16 protein-coding genes and 1 riboswitch are annotated in these 18,505 nt (G+C 56.9%); of the genes, 8 read left to right on the forward strand and 8 right to left on the reverse strand.

All coding sequences use genetic code 11. The annotated features are described in order from the left end of the window. Positions 1-21: 21 nt before the first annotated feature. A complete protein-coding gene (locus AACR93_RS19495) occupies positions 22-687 on the reverse strand; it encodes an EcpB family pilus assembly chaperone (protein ID WP_043851708.1) in 666 nt (221 codons plus the stop codon). 59 nt (positions 688-746) lie between these two features. Beyond that, positions 747-1,319 carry a common pilus major fimbrillin subunit EcpA gene (gene ecpA, locus AACR93_RS19500; protein ID WP_043851709.1) on the reverse strand — a complete coding sequence of 191 codons (573 nt, stop codon included), beginning with the start codon at positions 1,317-1,319 and terminating at the stop codon, positions 747-749. A gap of 597 nt (positions 1,320-1,916) precedes the next feature. On the opposite strand from ecpA, the gene AACR93_RS19505 reads away from it, so the two are divergent. Continuing rightward, positions 1,917-2,540, forward strand: coding sequence for a response regulator transcription factor (locus AACR93_RS19505; RefSeq protein WP_043851710.1), 624 nt, complete (start codon positions 1,917-1,919; stop codon positions 2,538-2,540). Between the two features lie 2 nt (positions 2,541-2,542). Further along, on the forward strand, positions 2,543-6,130 hold the full coding sequence (locus AACR93_RS19510; RefSeq protein WP_043851711.1) for a transporter substrate-binding domain-containing protein: 3,588 nt from the start codon (positions 2,543-2,545) through the stop codon (positions 6,128-6,130). A gap of 35 nt (positions 6,131-6,165) precedes the next feature. Here AACR93_RS19510 and AACR93_RS19515 read toward each other — a convergent pair whose 3' ends face one another. Then, on the reverse strand, positions 6,166-6,606 hold the full coding sequence (locus AACR93_RS19515; RefSeq protein WP_043851712.1) for a hypothetical protein: 441 nt from the start codon (positions 6,604-6,606) through the stop codon (positions 6,166-6,168). A gap of 164 nt (positions 6,607-6,770) precedes the next feature. Here AACR93_RS19515 and AACR93_RS19520 point away from each other — a divergent pair, with 164 nt between their 5' ends. The 3 genes from AACR93_RS19520 to AACR93_RS19530 all read left to right on the forward strand — a co-directional run bounded on the left by AACR93_RS19520 (position 6,771) and on the right by AACR93_RS19530 (position 10,611). After that, complete coding sequence (locus tag AACR93_RS19520) at positions 6,771-8,444, forward strand: sensor histidine kinase (RefSeq protein WP_043851713.1); 1,674 nt, start codon at positions 6,771-6,773, stop codon at positions 8,442-8,444. Between the two features lie 129 nt (positions 8,445-8,573). After that, positions 8,574-9,305, forward strand: a complete 732-nt coding sequence (locus tag AACR93_RS19525; RefSeq protein WP_033115292.1) for a LytR/AlgR family response regulator transcription factor — start codon at positions 8,574-8,576, stop codon at positions 9,303-9,305. 109 nt (positions 9,306-9,414) lie between these two features. After that, positions 9,415-10,611, forward strand: a complete 1,197-nt coding sequence (locus AACR93_RS19530; RefSeq protein WP_019446255.1) for an L-lactate MFS transporter — start codon at positions 9,415-9,417, stop codon at positions 10,609-10,611. Between the two features lie 73 nt (positions 10,612-10,684). On the opposite strand, the gene AACR93_RS19535 is transcribed toward AACR93_RS19530, so the two are convergent. From AACR93_RS19535 to AACR93_RS19550, 4 genes are all read right to left on the reverse strand, one after another. Next, on the reverse strand, positions 10,685-11,809 hold the full coding sequence (locus tag AACR93_RS19535; protein ID WP_043851714.1) for a 5-(carboxyamino)imidazole ribonucleotide synthase: 1,125 nt from the start codon (positions 11,807-11,809) through the stop codon (positions 10,685-10,687). Further along, on the reverse strand, positions 11,806-12,315 hold the full coding sequence (purE, locus tag AACR93_RS19540; RefSeq protein WP_043851715.1) for a 5-(carboxyamino)imidazole ribonucleotide mutase: 510 nt from the start codon (positions 12,313-12,315) through the stop codon (positions 11,806-11,808). The genes AACR93_RS19535 and purE overlap by 4 nt, the downstream gene beginning before the upstream one ends. Before the next feature lie 62 nt (positions 12,316-12,377). Next, a complete protein-coding gene (locus AACR93_RS19545) occupies positions 12,378-12,680 on the reverse strand; it encodes a P-II family nitrogen regulator (RefSeq protein WP_005321666.1) in 303 nt (100 codons plus the stop codon). Positions 12,681-12,684: 4 nt separating this feature from the next. Continuing rightward, positions 12,685-13,611 carry a sodium-dependent bicarbonate transport family permease gene (locus AACR93_RS19550; RefSeq protein WP_043851716.1) on the reverse strand — a complete coding sequence of 309 codons (927 nt, stop codon included), beginning with the start codon at positions 13,609-13,611 and terminating at the stop codon, positions 12,685-12,687. A gap of 109 nt (positions 13,612-13,720) precedes the next feature. On the opposite strand from AACR93_RS19550, the gene AACR93_RS19555 reads away from it, so the two are divergent. The 3 genes from AACR93_RS19555 (at position 13,721) to murI (ending at position 17,627) form a co-directional block, all read left to right on the forward strand. Continuing rightward, positions 13,721-14,623 (forward strand): LysR family transcriptional regulator, encoded by a 903-nt coding sequence (locus tag AACR93_RS19555; protein WP_043851717.1) that lies wholly within the window; start codon positions 13,721-13,723, stop codon positions 14,621-14,623. A 35-nt stretch (positions 14,624-14,658) separates the two neighbouring features. Continuing rightward, a riboswitch (cobalamin riboswitch) is annotated at positions 14,659-14,836 on the forward strand. Positions 14,837-14,888: 52 nt separating this feature from the next. Beyond that, positions 14,889-16,712, forward strand: coding sequence for a TonB-dependent receptor domain-containing protein (locus tag AACR93_RS19560; RefSeq protein WP_043851718.1), 1,824 nt, complete (start codon positions 14,889-14,891; stop codon positions 16,710-16,712). 111 nt (positions 16,713-16,823) lie between these two features. After that, entirely contained in the window at positions 16,824-17,627 is an 804-nt protein-coding gene (gene murI, locus AACR93_RS19565) for a glutamate racemase (RefSeq protein WP_043851719.1), read from the forward strand. Positions 17,628-17,634: 7 nt separating this feature from the next. Here murI and AACR93_RS19570 read toward each other — a convergent pair whose 3' ends face one another. Then, positions 17,635-18,126 (reverse strand): RNA recognition motif domain-containing protein, encoded by a 492-nt coding sequence (locus AACR93_RS19570; protein ID WP_041210845.1) that lies wholly within the window; start codon positions 18,124-18,126, stop codon positions 17,635-17,637. Positions 18,127-18,505 lie beyond the last annotated feature (379 nt).

Consider the following 18,505-nt stretch of genomic DNA (forward strand, 5'->3'; position numbering starts at 1 on the left):
GGCAGTACCAGCACAAACGGGTTATTTGACGACGACGAATTCCTGACCCAGCCAGAGGCCAAGATGACTTTGCGGATCCTGCATATCGACTTTCTTGAAGCGGCGCTGCTTGCCGGGCAGGTCGTAGTAGGTCTCTTTGCACTGCGCCTGTGCCTTGCGGTCCAGACAGGGGCCGTAGGCCACGGTGCGGTAAGAGGCATTCCCCTGATTGCTCAACATTCCGTTTTGCAGGTTGTAGGCGAAGAGCTGCTGGCGTGGCGCGACCACCAGAATGGTGCCTATCTGGGCAGAGGTGGTGGCAACCGCCTGGCGGCGATTGTTGCTCTGGTCGTCCATCGACAGGGCGGTGTCCAGCCAGCGGATGCGGTAGTAGCGCTCCTTGCTGTCCTGCGGTCCCTTGTAAAAGAAACGCACGTTGTTCTTGGCATGGGCTGGCAGCATCAGTCGGCTGGGCGAGAGCATCAGCTCGCCGGCCACCTCCATCGGGATCTCTTGGCCACCCTCTTCGGGTGAAGAGATGCGGTTGACGGAGATGGTGACCAGTCTGGCTTGATCACTGCCATTCTCGATCTCCTTGGCAACATCCTGGCTGCCCGCATCGATGAAGGTGGTGACGGAACCAACGTTGATGGCCTGGCTGACCCCGGGAATAAACAGCATCCATGCCATCAGCATTTTCAGGTTCATGGGAACTCCTGTGATTGCAAAGGGCCCCGCAGGGCCCCGAATACTATTCGTCGCGGCAATTAGGACCAGTTGGCAACGAACTCGACGTTGACTTCCCCACTCCACAGGCCATCCGGCAGGGTCTCGAAAGCCGCTTCTGTGCCGTTGACGGTCGCGCTCTCGATGTTGAAGGTGAACGAGCCCTGGGCGGTGCTGCGCTGGGTGTCATCCTTGAAGCTGCTGGCCAGCGGAGAGAGGTTGCCGCCCGTGATGCCGGCTGCGGTATCGATCAGTGTGGTATAGGCGGTGGTGCTGACGGGAGCACCTTGCCACAGTACACCGACGTCGACGGTGGAGCCGCCGCTCAGGTGGTTCAGGGTGCCACTCAGCTTCTTGGCCTTCAGCGTGAAGTCGGTGGCGCTGGCATCACCCTTGATGGCAACGTCGAACAGACCGTTCACGGTGTTGAAACCCTTGATCCCTTCCGCGTATTGGAAAGATAGGCTGTCGAGCGGCGTGACAACCAGCGCCGACTCGGTGTCCTTTTTGGCGGTTGCCTTCCAGGTGGCAACGGATTTTGCCTCTACAGCGGCCTGAGCGGCGGCAGCGAAGCCCAGTCCAGCAACAGTCAGCGCAATCAGAGTCTTTTTCATCTTGATATTTCCTACACATTTCCTGATGGGGGCATTTGCCACCCGTTTGATTTCACGCACCCAGGGTGCATTCCCTTTCCACCTTGCCGGACAGGTTTGTCCAAGCAACCGTGCCGGTTGCCGAAGCGCAATGCTTCATCAGCCAGCTCATCTTTTCGCCAGCAAAGATAGCGGTCAGACCAGTTTGGATCGATTGAATGTTGTGTAGGAAAAGTCTTAAAAGGTAGCTTTAGTTGGCAACTTAAAACGAAGCATTTTTATTCGTTTATCAGTTTTTTTCATTTTCCTTATGATTTTGATTTTCAAGAACTTTAGTGTTTTCTTATCTAGATGGCGCGTTCCTCTGATGGTGGTGGATGAGAGTGGTTGCCATGCGGGAATTAGTAAATGAAAAATAGAGACTCAAAAGAGTGTATTGCTATGTAAGTCATTGATGAGTGAATATAAAAATATTAGATAACTATCGATTAGGTGCGAGGACATGAGTTTCCACCTAAACTATGTAACATGTTGTTAATATTAAAACGCCATATGGTACGCGTGATGTTTTTATAGTTAACATAAGCAATATCAAGTGGTGTTATGATAGGAACGTATATGGCAAAAATATTGATAGTAGATGATCACCCCGCCATAAGAATGGCTGTAAGCATCCTGCTTCAGCAGGATGAACATCATATTATTGCCGAAGTTGACAATGGTGTTGATGCAGTTTCAATGGCACGTAAACATCATCCAGACATCGTCATTCTGGATATTGGAATTCCTAGGCTGGATGGTATTGAGGTAATCAAAAGAATCAAAGAAATCGATTCAAAAATCAACATAATAATTTTATCAGCACAAGCTACACATCATATCATGGTGCGCTGCCTCCAAGCTGGAGCGAACGGTTTTATATCAAAGATGGAAGATCTTTCTTTGCTAAAAATAGCACTAATTAAAATTAGAAAAGGTCAACTTCACTTCCCTCACGAGGTTATTTACGGCGCCAAAAATGCTCATGATGTAGATAAGAAAGATCTCCTATCAGCCCTATCTAACAGAGAGATGAGTGTATTAATGCAAATATGTCACGGACATACCAACAAGCAGATTGCAGAGAGCATGTTGCTCAGTGAAAAAACCGTCAGTACGTATAAAACTCGATTGATGCAGAAACTTAATGTGACCAATATGGTTGATTTGATTAGCCTTGCTAAGCGTCAAGAGTTACTGTAAACATGAAAGCATCATACACCGCTCTATTAGCCCTCCTATTCACTATTTGCGCTTCTGCTCATCATCTTGAGACACCTTTCCTACATGTATATGCGCGTAATGACAGTGAGTATATTGACAAGCAGTTTTTACCGCTAAATGCGGAGGACTGGCTTTGGCTGAGAAATAGAGGGCGCTTGGTGCTCGGCGTTCCAATGCCGGACAATCCCCCTATGGATATAACACTGCGAGCAAACGCATATGAAGGAGTCACCGCTGATATTGTTGGCATGCTTAGTCATTTATTGCGTATTGAGATCGTTGTGAAAAATATACCGTCTCGAGCTGAAGCTATTGAGGCCCTCAAACGGGGAGAAATAGATTTTTTAAGTACGTCTAATGCCTATGAAGAACAACAACAGCTATTATTGACAGATAAATATATGCCGGATGATCCTGCCATATATAAAAATATACATGTAGAGGAGCGTGATATAAAGACGATTGCTGTTCCTGATTATTATCTTCCAACAATTGATGTTAAGCGATATCTACCTGATTTAAAGATAAAAATGTATCCATCTCGGTACAGTGCACTGTCTGCAGTTGCTTATGGGCAAGTAGATGCTGTGATGTTAGATATGATTTCAGGGAATTTTATTGTTAATAAATTTTATCAAGATAGCATTCAGCTACTAAAACCATTATATCGAGATACACATGGCTTTTCATTTTCCTTAGACAAGAAAAATCAACGGCTAAAAAAAATAATCAATGTAGCCCTAGAGGAAATACTTGATGGAAAACGTGCAGAAATAGCAAAGCGTTGGAATGGTGGCGGACTTTCTATCAGTGCGAGCAAAGTTGAACTTACCAGTGAGCAATGGCATTGGCTAGGTAAGCAGAGAAAAATTAGGGTTGGTGTTAACAATACAATTCCACCTCTGAGTTTTCGGGATATCAATGGCACCTTGCATGGTGTTGTTGCTGACTTGCTGCAGGTATTGCGGGCGAAACTTGGGGTTGAAATAGAGATTGTTCCCGTTAAGACAACTGCACAGATGCTACAGCTGCTTGAGGAGCGCCAGGTGGATGTCGCCGTATTAAGCCCAACGGAGACACGTCGAAACCATTATTTATTCAGCCGAGCTTTTGTGTTGGATCCTTTGGCTTATGTCGTTGAGGTACACCATGAGGCAACAGTGCCTGAGACTCTACTGAAAACTGGTACAGTCGCCATGATTAAAGATTTCATCTCCGAACAGGCGATTGAAGAAGAGTATGGCAAGCTGACCACCAGAAAGTTCGAGCGGATCGAAGATGCATTGCGCTGCGTTGCGACTAGGTTCTGTGATGTAACTGTCTTACCGCTACGCGTTGCCAAGTACTACATAAATAGCAAGTTTCAGGACAGTCTACTCATTACGGGTGAGCTGTTTGAATCAATTCCTATAAGCGCGGCTTTTGCGGTGTCCCCAGACCGTCAAATTTTAAGGGACATCCTAGATCAAGTAATAGCCATGATTCCACCGGATGAACTGGAGGGGCTCTCCAATCGCTGGCGCGTCAGTACCCAGCAGGAGGCAATTACCTGGCAGGAACTGGTACGAGAATTTGGCGGTATTATCGCCTTAATAATGCTGCTGACCATCTGGATCGGTCTATGGGGGCTTTCACTGCACAAACAGGTGCGCCAGCGTCGGGCTGCCGAGGTGGCCTTGAGCTCCCAGCTTAAATTTATCGAAGATCTGGTGGACGGCACACCCCACCCCATCTATGCCCGTGATAAGGAAGACCGGTTGGTACTCTGTAACAGCACATATGCCGGCTTCTTTAATGAGGAGAAGAGCTATCTGCTGGGTACCACTATGGCGGACGATGTTCAGCGCTGGCCTTTCCTTGCCCCGTTGTTAGAGGATTTGAGCACCGCACGTACTGTTCGTTGTGTAAGACAGAGTGATCATAGGTTGTCAATGACAACTGGCACTGTCGATGTTTATCACTGGGTTCAGCCTTACTTTGATCTTGAGGGGAATGTGCAAGGAGTAATCGGTGGCTGGATCGACGTGAGCGAGCGGCTGCGCCTGCTTGAAGAACTGGCTCTGGCCAGCCAAGATGCCCAAGAGGCCAATCGTGCCAAGTCGACCTTTCTGGCGACCATGAGCCATGAGATCCGCACGCCCATGAATGCCATCATTGGTTTGCTGGAACTGACCCTGCGCCGTGATCGGCTGCATGAGGAGGATAAGACCTCACTCTCCATCGCCCATGGTTCGGCCAAGGACTTGCTGAGCCTGATTGGCGATATTCTGGACATTTCCAAGATCGAGTCCGGTCGGCTTGAACTGAGGCCGGAACCCCATGAAATCACAGGGCTTACGGCCTCGGTGGTCACTGTATTCACTGCGCTGGCCAGACAAAAGAACCTGCAACTGGAACTCGCCGCCGTCGAGCCACGCTGGATACAGATCGATGGTATCTGCTACAAGCAGATCCTCTCCAATCTCATCAGTAATGCCATCAAGTACACGGAGCAGGGATCGGTGCGGGTCGAATTAAAATCAAAACCCAGCGATGGCTGGTGCACCTTGCAACTGGTGATCCGGGATACGGGTATAGGGATTGCGCCTGCGGAGCAAGCCAGACTGTTTCAGCCTTTTGGTCAAGCCAGACAGCCCGAGTACATCCAGCGCTCCGGTACCGGACTGGGACTGATGATCTCCCGCTCTCTGTGCGAGTCGATGGGGGGATCGCTGCTGCTGGAGAGCGAGCCCGGACACGGCACATGCATCAGCATAGAGATGAAATTGCCGTTGGCGAGCCCCGTCGAATCAGTCACGCCTGTGGCTTTGGGCACGATGACAGGGCATAACCGGCGGCTGCGGGTCATGATAGTGGACGATCACCCCACCAACCGGCTGCTGGTCAGCCAGCAACTGGCATACCTTGGGCATGATGCCACGGCTGCCGAGTCGGGGAGCGAGGCGCTGGAACTGTTTGCCAACACACCCTTTGATGTGATGATCACCGACTTCAACATGCCTGGCATGAGCGGCTTTGAACTGACCCGCCAGTATCGTGCTCTGGAGCTGAGCCGAGGTACGCATCGTTGCCTCATCCTGGGGTTGACGGCGGATGCCCGCCAGGAGCAGGTGAGCGAGGGTCTGGCCGCCGGCATGGATGACTGCCTGTTCAAACCGGTCGGGCTGGAGGAGCTGGAGCGTTGTCTGTGTCGCCACATGCAGCATGAGGAACAGAGGGAAATCGAGCGCTGCGTGCAGGAGATCAAGCAGTGTCTCGGATCATTGACCGGCAATCAGCCGGCGCTGATGCTGCCGTTGCTGCATGAGTTTGTGCGGGCCAGCGACGATGATCTGCTGAGCCTGCAGCAAGCCGCAGAGGGCGGTGAACTGGCCCGTTTTCTCGACTGTGTGCACCGTTTGAAGGGCGGGGCCAGGCTCATGGGAGCGATGAAACTGGTTGCCGTGTGCAGCGAGACAGAATCTGCCAGGCTCACGCCGCAGAGATTGCCGAGGGCATTGCCGCAGTTGCAGCATGTCTACGGGATCGTCAGACAGGCTATCATGCAATTGCAGACCGAACCGGAATAAAAATGAAGGCATGTCGGGCATGCCTTCATTGATGGTCAACCGTGCCAGTAGATTAGAAGTTCATAAGCCGCTTCGCCGGTCTGGTCCGGTTTGGCTGCAGGGGCCAGATAGCTGAGGAAGTAGCGGGTGGCCTGGGTCAGAGGCAGAGCATGGTGTTGCGGCAGTGGCTGGCCGTTGAGGGCCAGCTTGAAGTCGGTGCCGGCCTGTTCGGGCAAACTGGCATACAGGGTGCGAGCCTTCAATTGGTAGGTGGTGTTGAAATCCGGATTGCTGAGGTTGATGGCCTCGGTCTGGACCGGGCTGGATGTGAAAGGGGAATTGACCGGTTGTTGGCCCGGGTGGGTGAGCGAGATTTCCATCCCGGTGCTCTTGCTGGCGGTGGCGTGCCAATTGAGCTGATAGGTCTGCGTGTCGGCCTGAGCCGCCATCGCGCAACAACTAGCCAGTAGTGCCACCAAAACTCCTTTCTGAGACATATGATTATCTCCTGGATATCGAGGTTACCCCGCTGCCGGGGTCACTCATTTATCGACCCACCAGCAGCAAAGCTTAATCTGGAACCCACTATTCGGAATGAGCTGACACGGGATATGATCCCGCGTCTTGTCCTCCTTTTAGTCATAGATACGGAATCCCTGTTTTGCTCGAAAATCAGATGATGTTGTTGGCGGTGTTCGAACGGGCGGCGCTGATGCTGATGACCCTCTTCTTCCTGACCCGCACCCGGCCGTTCCAGCGGCTGTTCCAGAAACAGGATCACACCCCGGCGGAGCGGGTGCTGGTTGCCACCATCTTCTGTCTGTTTGCGGTGTTCAGTACCTACACCGGCATTCCGGTGGAGGGGGCGCTGGTCAACGTGCGGATCATCGCCATTATCTCTGGCGGCATTCTGTTTGGCCCCTGGGTCGGCATTCCGGCCGGGGTTATCTCCGGTCTGCACCGCTATCTCATCGACATGGATGGCCACACCTCGATCCCGTGCCTCATCGCCAGCATCATCGCCGGCCTGCTCGCCACCTGGCTGCACCTGCGCTGCCGCAAGTCGCGGCTCTGGCTCTACGGCATTCTGGCGGGAATGCTCTGTGAAGGGCTCACCATGCTGCTGATCTGGCTGCTGACCGAGCCGCACGAGGTGGGCGTCGAGATCGTCAGCCATATCGCTTACCCGATGATTGCCGGGGCGCTCTGCATCGGTCTCATCATCAAGCTGGTACAGGATCTGGATGACGAGAAGGAGCTGATTGCCGCCAAGCAGGCCAAGCTGGCGCTCGATATCGCCAATAAGACGCTGCCCTTCTTCCAGAACATCGACCGCCACTCCCTGAGCCAGGTCTGCGCCATCATTCGCAGCGAGATCAGTGCCGACGCGGTGGCCATTACCGACACCCGTGACGTGCTGGCTTATGTCGGGGTGGGCAAGGATTACTACGAGCTGGAGGAGCACCACGCCATCAGCGGCATGACCCAGCAGGCGGTGCTGCTCGACCAGATCATCATCAACAACGATCTGCGCCAGTACCATCTGGCCGACTTCCACTCGGTCATCATTATTCCGCTGCGGGAGAACGGCGCCGTCAGCGGCACCCTCAAGATCTACTACCGCCGCACCCACAGCATCACCAGTTCGCTGCGGGAGATGGCGGTTGGCCTCTCCCAGCTCATCTCCACCCAGATGGAGGTGTCGCGCATCGAGCAGTTGAAAGAGATGACCCGCAAGGCGGAGTTCACCGCGCTGCAGAGCAAGATCAACCCGCACTTCCTGTTCAATGCCCTCAACGCCATCTCGTCGCTGATCCGCATCCGGCCCCAGCAGGCGCGCCAGCTTATTGCCAATCTGGCGGATTACCTGCGCTACAACCTCAACAAGGGTGACACCCTCATCGACATCAAGGAGGAGTTGCAGCAGGTGCGCGACTACGTGGCCATCGAGCAGGCCCGCTTTGGCGACAAGCTGGAGGTGGTGTTCGATGTGGATGACGTGCATATCGAGGTGCCGAGCCTGCTGTTGCAGCCATTGGTGGAAAACGCCATCCTGCACGGCATCCAGCCCCGCAGTGCGCCGGGTCGGGTCACCATCGAGGTGAAGCAGCTGGCGGGCGGCATCCGGGTAGCGGTGCTGGACACCGGCTACGGCATCAGTCAGGAGGTGATCGACGGGGTGGCCGCCGGTCGGGTGGAGAGCCGCAGCATCGGCCTGATGAACGTGCATCAGCGGGTCAAGCTGCTCTATGGCGACGGCCTGCACCTCAAACGGCTGGAACCGGGTACCGAAGTGAGTTTCTATCTGCCGGATCAGGAGTCGATGCCATGCTGAGTGCCATCATGGTTGAGGATAAGTGTGTGCCGCGAGAGGTGTTGTCATGCTGAAAGCGATCATTATGGAAGACGAATGTTTGATTCGTGAGGAGCTTGCCTCTCCTGTGCTTCTTCAGGGGGCAATGTCATGTTGAAAGCGATCATAGTGGAAGACGAGTATCTGGCTCGCGAGGAGCTCATCTATCTGGTGAATCAGCACAGCCAGATCGAGATAGTGGCGAGCTTCGAGGATGGGCTGGAGGCGTTCAAATATCTGCAGGATCACGAGGTGGACGTGGTGTTTCTGGATATCCAGATCCCCTCCATCGACGGTCTGCTGCTGGCCAAGAACCTGCACAAGTCGAGTCACCCGCCCCACATCGTCTTCGTCACCGCCTACAAGGAGTTTGCGGTGGAGGCGTTCGAGCTGGAGGCATTCGATTACATCCTCAAGCCCTACAACGAGCCGCGCCTCATCAGCCTGCTGCAAAAGCTGGAGCAGGCGGGCAAGTCGCAGGCGGGGCAGGGGAGCGAGCCGGGGGCAGCGCAGAATCGCACCGTCAATCTGGTGAAGGGGGAGCGCATCATCGTCACCCCCTGCGAGCAGATCTACTACGCGGAAGCCGACGAGAAGCTCACCTATGTCTACACCCGCGATGATCGCTACGTGATGACCATGACCATCAGCGAGTTTGTCAGCCGGCTGCCTGCCGAGGGCTTCTTCCGCTGCCACCGCTCCTACTGCGTCAACATCAACAAAATCCGCGAAATCGTCCCCTGGTTTAACAGCACCTATCTCATCCGGCTCCATGATCTGCCGTTCGAGGTGCCGGTCAGTCGCAGCAACATCAAGGCGTTCCGTCAGCTGATGCGGCTCTGATTGTCATTCATTCCCGCCGATCTGCATTTCATGCCTTAATCGATCGGCGCGAGCTGCGTCTTGCCTATAGTGGCCTCAATTTCCTTAAGGCCATCGACCGAGACGCATCATGACCAAAGAGATGAATCGCACCCGGTACCTGACACTGATCGGTACCATCATCACCCAGTTTGCACTGGGTTCTGTCTACACCTGGAGCCTGTTCAACGCCCAGCTCTCCGACAAGCTGGACGAGCCGGTGAGTCAGGTCGCTTTCGCCTTCGGCCTGCTCAGCCTCTCGCTGGCGGTCGCCTCCTCCATGGCGGGCAAGCTGCAGGAGCGATTCGGGGTGCGCAACGTGACCTTGGGCGCCGGTGTGCTGCTCGGCATCGGCTTCTTCCTCACCGCCCACGCCAGCAATCTGGCGATGCTCTACCTCTGCGCGGGCATTCTGGTCGGTTTTGCCGACGGTACCGGTTACCTGATGACCCTCTCCAACTGCGTGAAGTGGTTCCCGGAGCGCAAGGGGCTGATCTCCGCCTGCTCCATCGGTGCCTATGGTCTCGGCAGTCTCGGTTTCAAATACATCAACCTGCTGCTGCTCTCCAGCTCCGGCCTTGAGACCACCTTCCAGCTGTGGGGGTTGATCGCCATGTCCATGGTGCTGGTGGGCGGCATGCTGATGAAGGATGCGCCCAAGCAGGCCGCCTCCGTGCAGCAGAGCGAGAGCCGTGACTTCACCCTGGCCGAGGCGATGCGCAAGCCGCAGTACTGGATGCTGGCGCTGATGTTCCTCACTGCCTGCATGAGCGGCCTCTACGTCATCGGCGTGGCCAAGGATATTGGCGAGAAGATGGTGGGTCTGCCAGCAGTGGTCGCCGCCAACGCCGTCGCCATCATCGCCATGGCCAACCTGGGTGGCCGTCTGGTGCTGGGTATCCTCTCCGACAAGATGTCCCGCATCCGGGTTATCACCATCGCTCAGCTGATTACCCTAGCGGGCATGGCGCTGCTGCTGTTCGTGCCGCTCAATGCCAATCTGTTCTTCGTGGCGGTCGCCTGTGTGGCCTTCAGCTTCGGCGGCACCATCACCGTCTACCCCTCGCTGGTGAGCGACTTCTTCGGTCTCAACAACCTGACCAAGAACTACGGCGTCATCTATCTGGGCTTTGGTCTGGGCAGCATCATCGGCTCCATCGTGGCTTCCCTGTTTGGCGGCTTTATGGCGACCTTCCACCTGATCCTGGTGTTGCTGGTGGTGGCGCTGGTGCTCTCCCTCACCATTCGCCTGCCGGCTCCCGTGGCGCTGACCACCGAACGGGCCTGACAAGGCTCCCAGCCGCAGCAAGCAACAGCAAAGACCCGGGCCATGCCCGGGTCTTTGCATTTCCGATGCTCGATCAGCGTGGCGCCAGCCCCAGCAGCTGGCGGGCCTGACTGCAGGTCTTCTCCACCATTGGCCAGTCGTCACCGGTCACCGTGATATGGCCCATCTTGCGGCCGGGGCGGGGTTCGCCCTTGCCGTAGAGGTGCAGCTGCAGGCCGGGCAGTGCCAGCAGGGTGGCCCAGTCGGGGGGGCCGTTTTGCCAGAGATCCCCCAGCAGGTTGATTAACAGGGCGGGACGCACGGCGATCTGCTCTGGCAGCGGCAGATCGCACAGGGCCCGCACCTGCAACTCGAACTGGCTGCATGCAGCATTGTCGAGGCTAGGGTGGCCCGAGTTGTGGGGACGGGGCGCCAGCTCGTTGACCAGCAATCTGCCTTCTACCAGAAAGAACTCCACCGTCAGCACCCCGACATAATCGAGGGCGGCAATCAGCTGCTCGGCGATCCCTTTGGCTTCGCTCTCCAGCGCCGGCACATTGGCCGGGGAGCAAGTCTGGTCGAGAATGCCGCCGCTGTGCCAGTTCTGCACCAGTGGCAGGGAGCTGATGGCGCCGCTCGGGCTGCGGGCCAGGGTCAGGGCAAACTCCCCCTCCAGCGCCAGCCGTTTCTCCAGCACGCAGGGCACAGCACTGGCTGCCAGCGCCGTCGCCAGCTCATCCAGATTGCTCACCTGCCACTGCCCCTTGCCGTCGTACCCCTCGCGGGCCGTCTTGAGAATTGCGGGGAGGAGTTCGCTGGCCTGTGCGGGGATGGGCTCTTCCGGCAGGAGTGCCAGACAGGGGGCGATCGGGATGTTGGCTCCACGCAGAAGGGCTTTCTCCTCGCGGCGATCCTGACAGATGCGCACCGCGCAGGCGGCCGGGCGTACCGGCTTTTGTTTTTCGAGCAGGGCGAGGGTGGCGGCGGGCACGTTCTCGAACTCGCAGCTGATTGCCTCGCAGCGGCTGGCCAGCTCGAGCAGGGCGGTCTGGTCGTCATAGGGGGCGACAATATAGTGATCGGCGGCGGCACCGGCGATGCTGGCCGGGTCGGGATCCAGCACCACCACCTTGTAGCCGAGGCGGTGGGCGGCCATCACGAAGTAGCGGCCAAGCTGGCCGCCCCCCAGCATGCCGAGGGTGGCGGGTGGCAGGATCATGTCGGCTCCTCCAGTTGCAGCGTCAGCACCCGATCTCGCTCGTGGGTGCGGAAGTCGTCGAGCTGCTGCCGGTAGCGGGGGGCGTCGCCGTCTTGTGCAACGGAGAGCAGAGAGACCGCAAACAGGGCTGCGTTGGCAGCCCCCGCCTCGCCGATGGCGAAGGTGGCGACCGGTAGCCCTTTGGGCATCTGCACGATGGAGAGCAGGGAGTCCATCCCCTTGAGATGGCGGGAGGGGATGGGCACCCCCAGTACCGGCAACGTGGTCTTGGCGGCGACCATACCCGGCAGGTGGGCGGCGCCACCGGCTCCGGCGATGATGGCGCGCAGGCCGCGCTCGCGGGCGGTGGCGGCATACTCGAACAGCAGATCCGGGGTGCGATGGGCCGAGACCACCTGCGCCTCGTAGGGCACGCCGTGCTCCTTGAGGATGCGGGCGGCAGCCTGCAGCACGGGCCAGTCGGAGTCGGAGCCCATTACCAGGCCGATCAGGGGAGGGGTGTTCATTTTCTCTGAATCCTTGTTGTTAAACGTTTGCTTTTGGTGAACAAAAGAGCCGGCAAGCCGGCTCAGAATTTCTCGGGTCGCACGATTTCGACCGGTTGCAGAAAGGCGATCATGGCGTAATCGGGGTAGTAGCGGCTCTGCAGGTGGGCCAGCAGCCGCTCCGCCTGCTCCCGGCTGCAGATGGCCTCCAGCCGGATGTTGCCGCTCTCGCTCCAGCTGGCGTTGCGCTCGCCATGATCCCCCCTGCCGCGGGCATCTGTGATGGTGTAGCCGCGCAGCCCCTCGCGGGTGAGGGTGCGCAGCAGGGTAGGCTCCAGATTGGCTTCCGTGATGACGGTCAGCAGGGTGCGGGTCTCGGTCTGCATGTGGCTACTCCGTGAAGTGGCGGGCCCAGCTGTGGTAGAGCGGGATCCCCAGCATGATGTTGAACGGGAAGGTGACCCCCAGCACGGCGCTGAGAGAGAGCCCCGGGTTGGCCTGAGGCACGGCGATGCGCATGGTGGCCGGCACGGCAATATAGGAGGCGCTGGCCGCCAGGGTGGCCAGCAGGGTCAGGCCGCCGAGGGAGAGCCCCATCAGCTGGCCAGCAGCCAATCCCAGTCCCGCCGAGGCGAGCGGCATCAACAGGGCGAAGCCGAGCAGGAACAGGCCATGGCGGCGCAGATCCTGACACTGGCGAGCGACGATGAGGCCCATTTCCAGCAGGAACAGCGCCAGCGCACCCTTGAACAGGTCGACAAACAGCGGTTTGAGCGGGGCAATCCCGTCCGGCCCGGCCAGATAGCCGATGGCCATGCCGCCCAGCAGCAGGGTGACCCCTTTGCCGAGGAAGGTCTCGTGCGCCAGCATGCGCCAGCGGGTCTCGCGACTGATGCCGCGGGCGAGCACTATGCCCACCAGAATGGCCGGGATCTCCATCACCGCGAGGAAGATGGAGAGCTGGGATTCAAAGCTGATGCCCCGTTCGGTGAGCCAGTTCACCCCGACCGCAAAGGTGGCGACGCTGACCGAGCCGTAGTGGGTGGCAGTGGCGGCGGCATCCACCCGGTTCATCTTGAGGCGCAGCACGGCAAAGCCGAGCAGGGTCTGCACCACGCCCAGCAGGATCACCAGCGCCAGTTGCGGCAGCAGAGGCTGCAGGGATTGCTGGGCCAGACCAACGCCGCCCTTGAGGCCGATGGCCAGAAGAAGAAAGAGGGAGAGGGTGTCGTAGAGGGCGGGCGGCAGCTTGAGCTCGGAGCGTACCAGACCGGCCAGCAGACCAAACAGAAAGAAGAGAACAACGACGTCCAGCATGATGGCTCGCAGGGCAGTTCAGATAATGGTTGCATGCTAGAGCCCGCAATGTTTCGATAAAATCAGATTCTCGCTGATGGTTGTTCGGTAAAAACTGATAGGGAATAGCATGCTCAACTACAAACAGCTCTACTACTTCTGGCATGTGGCGCGCTGCGGCAGCGTGACGCAAGCCGCCGAACAGCTGCATCTCACGCCGCAGACCATCAGCGGTCAGGTCGCCGAGCTGGAGCAGTCCCTCGGGGTGGCGCTGTTCAACCGGGTGGGGCGGCGTCTGGTGCTGACCGCTGCGGGTCGGCAGGCGCAGGAGCAGGCGGGGGCGATTTTCTCGCTCGGCGCCGAACTGGAGCACACCCTGCGCCACGCCAGTCAGGAGCTGACCATGCAGGTGGGGATCGCCGATTCGGTACCTCGCACCCTGGCGTTCGAGCTGCTGGCTCCCGCCATGGCGCTGGCGACCCCGCTGCGGCTGGTGTGTCACGAGGAGCGGGCCGAGCAGTTGTTCAGCGAGCTGGCCCGTCACAAGCTGGATATGGTGCTGATTGATCGCCCGCTCCCTCCCGACAGCGGCGTGCGTGGCTATAACCACGAGCTGGGGCGTAGCCCGCTGGCGCTGTTTGCCAGCCCGGAGCTGGCGGCGCGGGCGCGGGACGGCTTTCCCGCCTCGCTGGAGGGGCTGCCGTTGCTGATCCCCGGAGAGAAGTCTGCCACCCACGATCGGCTGCTGGAGTGGTATCGTCAGCAGGGCATTCATCCCCATCTGGTGGGGCAGTTTGATGACTCCACCCTGATGAAGTCGTTCGGCAAGGCGGGGATGGGGATCTTCCCGGCGCCGCTGGCGATGGCCGACGAGATTGGCCGCCTCTACGGAGTGGAGCGGATTGCGACCCTCACCGACGTCACCCTCTCTTACTATCTGGTCTCGGCAGGGCGCCATCTCTCTCATCCCGGGGTACAGGCGGTGATGGAGGGGGCCCAACAGCGGCTGGCGGTGCTGGCTGGCAATAAATAGAAATCTGGATGGCTATACATCCAACTTTGCTCTGCCTATAATCCTCCCGCTTTGGCGCATCATGCTTAATAGGGAATCCGGTGAGAATCCGGAGCTGGCGCGCAGCGGTAAGGGGGAACGAAGCGACATCAGGGCACTGCCGTCAGGCGGGAAGCCGTCGCCGTAGGCCATCAGCCCCCGAGCCCGAAGACCTGCCAGAGTTCGTATTTCGGGCCGAGAGAAACCGGCCACGAAGTAGATACTTACGCGAACTTAAGGATCTCTCATGTCGAAGAAGTTTCTGGCGGCTGCCCTGTTGCCGACGGCGGCGTTTGCCCAAACCACCATCCCCATCAATCCAACTCTGGTCATTACGGCCAACCGCGTGGAACAACCGGTCAGCTCGGTGCTGGCGCCCGTTGTGGTGATCGATCGCGCCGAGATCGAATCTCGTCAGGTTCAGAGTTTGCCCGAACTGCTGAAAACCCTGCCTGGTGTGCAGATAGCGACACTGGGAGGCCGGGGTCACATCAGCAGCCTGTTTATCCGTGGAACCAACTCCAACCACTCGCTGGTTTTGATGAATGGTCGTCCGATTGCAGCCATGGTGGCGGGTACGCCTGATCTCAGCCAAATCCCGCTCGGCAATATCGAGCGCATCGAGTATATCCGTGGCCCACGTGCGGCTGTGTATGGTTCCGATGCCATTGGCGGCGTTATCAACCTCATCACCATAACATCCGCCAAGAATGGCAGCGAGACACACCTGAAGGGCGGTGCTGGCAGCAATGGTTATGGCCAAGGCGAGCTCAGAACGGTTCAGTCATTGGGTCAAAAAACCGATATGAACATGCTGATCGGCTACGAGCGTACCGATGGTTTTGATGTCGTAGCCAATACCAAACAGCCGGATCGGGATGGTTTTGCCAGCCGTAATGGCCAAATTGGTTTGAACCACGCTTTTAATGATGCTTGGAGTGCGGACTTCAATGCTCAGGGCTATGACAATCTCACCGACACAGATGGCAGCACGGACCAGAGTCGGGTACAGGCTTTCCAATATGATGGTGGTCTCAAGTTCCAGGGTAAGGATCTGAGCAGTCGACTTGAAGCCAGTTACGGTGAGAACAAGCTGAAGACTTGGCAGGAGGCTAAAGGAGAGGCTAGCGGTGAGCCTATTCATACAGGTTTAACCCGCTTCTCCTGGATTAACAGTTGGAGCGGCATCGAAGGGATGAATCTGACCGGTGGCGCAGATTGGCAGCGTGAGGAGATGAAATCAGACTCCCGCAGCTATGGCAAAACCTTCAGCGCACCTGATCGCGACAATACCGGTCTGTTTGCCGTGGGGAGCTACCGTTGGCAGGCGCTGCTGTGGGAGTTGTCAGGTCGTACCGATGACAACCAGCAATATGGCCGTCACAACACCTGGTCTGCGGCCAGCGGGCTGGATATCGATGAAAACCATAATGTCCGGCTGAGCTACGGTACTGGCTTCAAAGCGCCCACCTTCAACCAGCTCTATTATCCAGGGTCTGAGAATCCGACACTCAAGCCGGAAGAGAGCAAAAACCTGGAGCTGGGTCTGTCAGGTCGCTATTCGGCCTGGGACTGGTCTGTAAATCTGTATCGCAACCGCATCGATAATCTGATTTATTGCCTGACCAGCATGAGCTACACATGCAATCCCAAAAATACCACGGCGGATATCAAAGGGGTGGAAACGGAAATCGGTATCGATACCGGGCCCGTGCATCATCGTCTGAGTTACGACTACACCAGAGCCAAAGACAAGGGTAATCAGGATTTGCAGTTGCTGCGCAGAGCCGAGCATAAGGGTAGCTGGATCGCAGATACCCGATTCGATGCCACGACACTGACGACTGAGCTGCTCTATGTCGGCAAGCGCTATGACAATAACTGGGCGACAAACCAACGGGTAGAGCTCGGTGCGTATACGTTGTTAAACCTGGCCGCCAGTTACGAGGTGACTCAGCAATTTACCTTAGGGGGGCGTATAGATAACTTGTTCGATCGTGATTACGCCCCTGCCTATGGTTATGCCTCACCGGGTACCGAGTTCAAAGTGACTGCCGATTATCGCTTCTGATGCTTTATTCGGTTCATCTTTGAAAAACCGAGGCCCTGCCATTGGCAGGGCCTTTTCTATTGGCGGCAGGCGGGAGTATGATCGCCGCCTTGCACCAAAGGGGGAGGTCAAGTGGCCAATATTCTCGTGTTTGACTCCGGTATGGGTGGCCTGACCATCTACCGCGAGATCCGTCGCGTTCTGCCGGCACACAACTATTTCTACTGCTTCGACAATGCCAACTTCCCCTATGGTGAATTGAGCGAGCCCGCTCTTATTGCAGCCTGTTCCCGCTTGGTTACTACCATGGTGGCCCGTCATCAGATCGATCTGGTGGTGATTGCCTGCAACACGGCCAGCACCATAGCGCTGCCGGCTCTGCGTGAGGCACTTGATATTCCCGTGGTGGGGGTGGTACCTGCCATCAAGCCCGCCGCCGCGCAGACTCGCAACGGTTGTATCGGTCTGCTGGCCACGCCGGGTACCGTCAGCCGCGACTATACCCACGAACTGATCGCCCAGTTTGCCCCCGGCAAGCGGGTGCTGCTCAAGGGCACCACCGAGCTGGTAATAGAAGCGGAGCACAAGCTTGCGGGCCTGCCGGTCAACATGGCGCTGCTGCGTGAAGTGCTGGCTGACTGGCTGGAGGGGGAAGAGAAGCCGGATACGCTGGTGCTCGGTTGCACCCACTTCCCGCTACTCAATGAAGATATTGGGCAACTGATGCCGCAATGCCAGCTGATCGACTCCGGCAGTGCAGTTGCCAAACGGGTGGCCTGGTTGCTGAGCAATGGCGGGCATGCCACCGTGCCGCATGTACATATAGAAGAGGTGATTGCCAGGGCTTACTGCACCCGGCTGGATGGGGAGGCCCAAAAACTGACAGCCCCCTTGCAAGCATGGGGGCTGTCATCACTGGAAGAGGTGGGGTTTTGACGGGGGATCAAGCCTCGACTTCACCACCCTCCTTCTCCTCTTTGTCTCGCTTGTCGTTCGCTTCGCGTACCTTGAGGGTGCGCTGCTGATACTCTTTGTCATTCAATGCGGCAATCGCTTTGGCGGCATCTGCAGCAGGCATCTCGACGAAACCAAATCCTCTGCGCTTGCCGGTTGCCTTGTCCTTCATCAGGCGTACGGAAATTACCTGGCCCTGTTCGGCAAACAATTCGCGCACGGCAATCTCGTTGGCGCGATATGGCAGGTTGCCTACATATAAGGTGCAAGTCTCCTGATTGGCGATTGCTTCAGCTGCATTAGCCGGGGTTCTTTTCAGGAGCAGCGGTACCACAAAACCGCCAATCGCCAGACCTGCTGCAAAAATGACTTCCGCTTTCAAAGAGAATTGCAGGGCCTGGGCAACCAGGTAGCCAACCACTGCCAATACCAGAGCAAGGATTGCGGCCTGCATATAGACGGGAAACTTGGATAAATTCATCTTAAAAGACCTTTTGTAAATGAAAGCAAAAAAGGTGCAACACTGTATTCACCTCCATGGTAACCAGCTTTCCTGATTGGCGCTACCATGGTCCACTCGGAAGAGGTTATCGGCTCCAGTATGGCACTCCCAAAGGCTTTGGCGGCGATATAAATGACGCTAAAAGGGGAGTGAAACAGCTGGATTGTGGATAACCTTGTATATATACACTGAATAAGCTGTTTCTAATTGAATAATTTGAAATTTTCGTGATTTTCTTCAAAAAAACTATTGTCATCGTGGCGCGGCTCCCTATAATGCGCCCCTACCAGCACGGCGGAACACGCCGAACTGATGAGCCAGCTTCCTAGCGAAGCAGGTGCCGAAAGAAAAGCGAAAA

Source organism: Aeromonas sp. L_1B5_3, from assembly GCF_963866575.1.
GTDB classification, from domain to species: Bacteria; Pseudomonadota; Gammaproteobacteria; order Enterobacterales; family Aeromonadaceae; genus Aeromonas; species Aeromonas jandaei.

What these genes read in the sequence shown, in the direction of transcription:
- AACR93_RS19525 (WP_033115292.1), top strand. Translation starts at nt 8,574, where the DNA reads ATGTTGAAAGCGATCATAGTGGAAGACGAGTATCTGGCTCGCGAGGAG.
- AACR93_RS19530 (WP_019446255.1), top strand. Translation starts at nt 9,415, where the DNA reads ATGACCAAAGAGATGAATCGCACCCGGTACCTGACACTGATCGGTACC.
- AACR93_RS19570 (WP_041210845.1), bottom strand. Translation starts at nt 18,126, where the DNA reads ATGAATTTATCCAAGTTTCCCGTCTATATGCAGGCCGCAATCCTTGCT.
- AACR93_RS19560 (WP_043851718.1), top strand. Translation starts at nt 14,889, where the DNA reads ATGTCGAAGAAGTTTCTGGCGGCTGCCCTGTTGCCGACGGCGGCGTTT.
- AACR93_RS19535 (WP_043851714.1), bottom strand. Translation starts at nt 11,809, where the DNA reads ATGATCCTGCCACCCGCCACCCTCGGCATGCTGGGGGGCGGCCAGCTT.
- AACR93_RS19510 (WP_043851711.1), top strand. Translation starts at nt 2,543, where the DNA reads ATGAAAGCATCATACACCGCTCTATTAGCCCTCCTATTCACTATTTGC.
- AACR93_RS19515 (WP_043851712.1), bottom strand. Translation starts at nt 6,606, where the DNA reads ATGTCTCAGAAAGGAGTTTTGGTGGCACTACTGGCTAGTTGTTGCGCG.
- AACR93_RS19495 (WP_043851708.1), bottom strand. Translation starts at nt 687, where the DNA reads ATGAACCTGAAAATGCTGATGGCATGGATGCTGTTTATTCCCGGGGTC.
- AACR93_RS19545 (WP_005321666.1), bottom strand. Translation starts at nt 12,680, where the DNA reads ATGCAGACCGAGACCCGCACCCTGCTGACCGTCATCACGGAAGCCAAT.
- AACR93_RS19550 (WP_043851716.1), bottom strand. Translation starts at nt 13,611, where the DNA reads ATGCTGGACGTCGTTGTTCTCTTCTTTCTGTTTGGTCTGCTGGCCGGT.
- AACR93_RS19555 (WP_043851717.1), top strand. Translation starts at nt 13,721, where the DNA reads ATGCTCAACTACAAACAGCTCTACTACTTCTGGCATGTGGCGCGCTGC.
- AACR93_RS19505 (WP_043851710.1), top strand. Translation starts at nt 1,917, where the DNA reads ATGGCAAAAATATTGATAGTAGATGATCACCCCGCCATAAGAATGGCT.
- ecpA (WP_043851709.1), bottom strand. Translation starts at nt 1,319, where the DNA reads ATGAAAAAGACTCTGATTGCGCTGACTGTTGCTGGACTGGGCTTCGCT.
- purE (WP_043851715.1), bottom strand. Translation starts at nt 12,315, where the DNA reads ATGAACACCCCTCCCCTGATCGGCCTGGTAATGGGCTCCGACTCCGAC.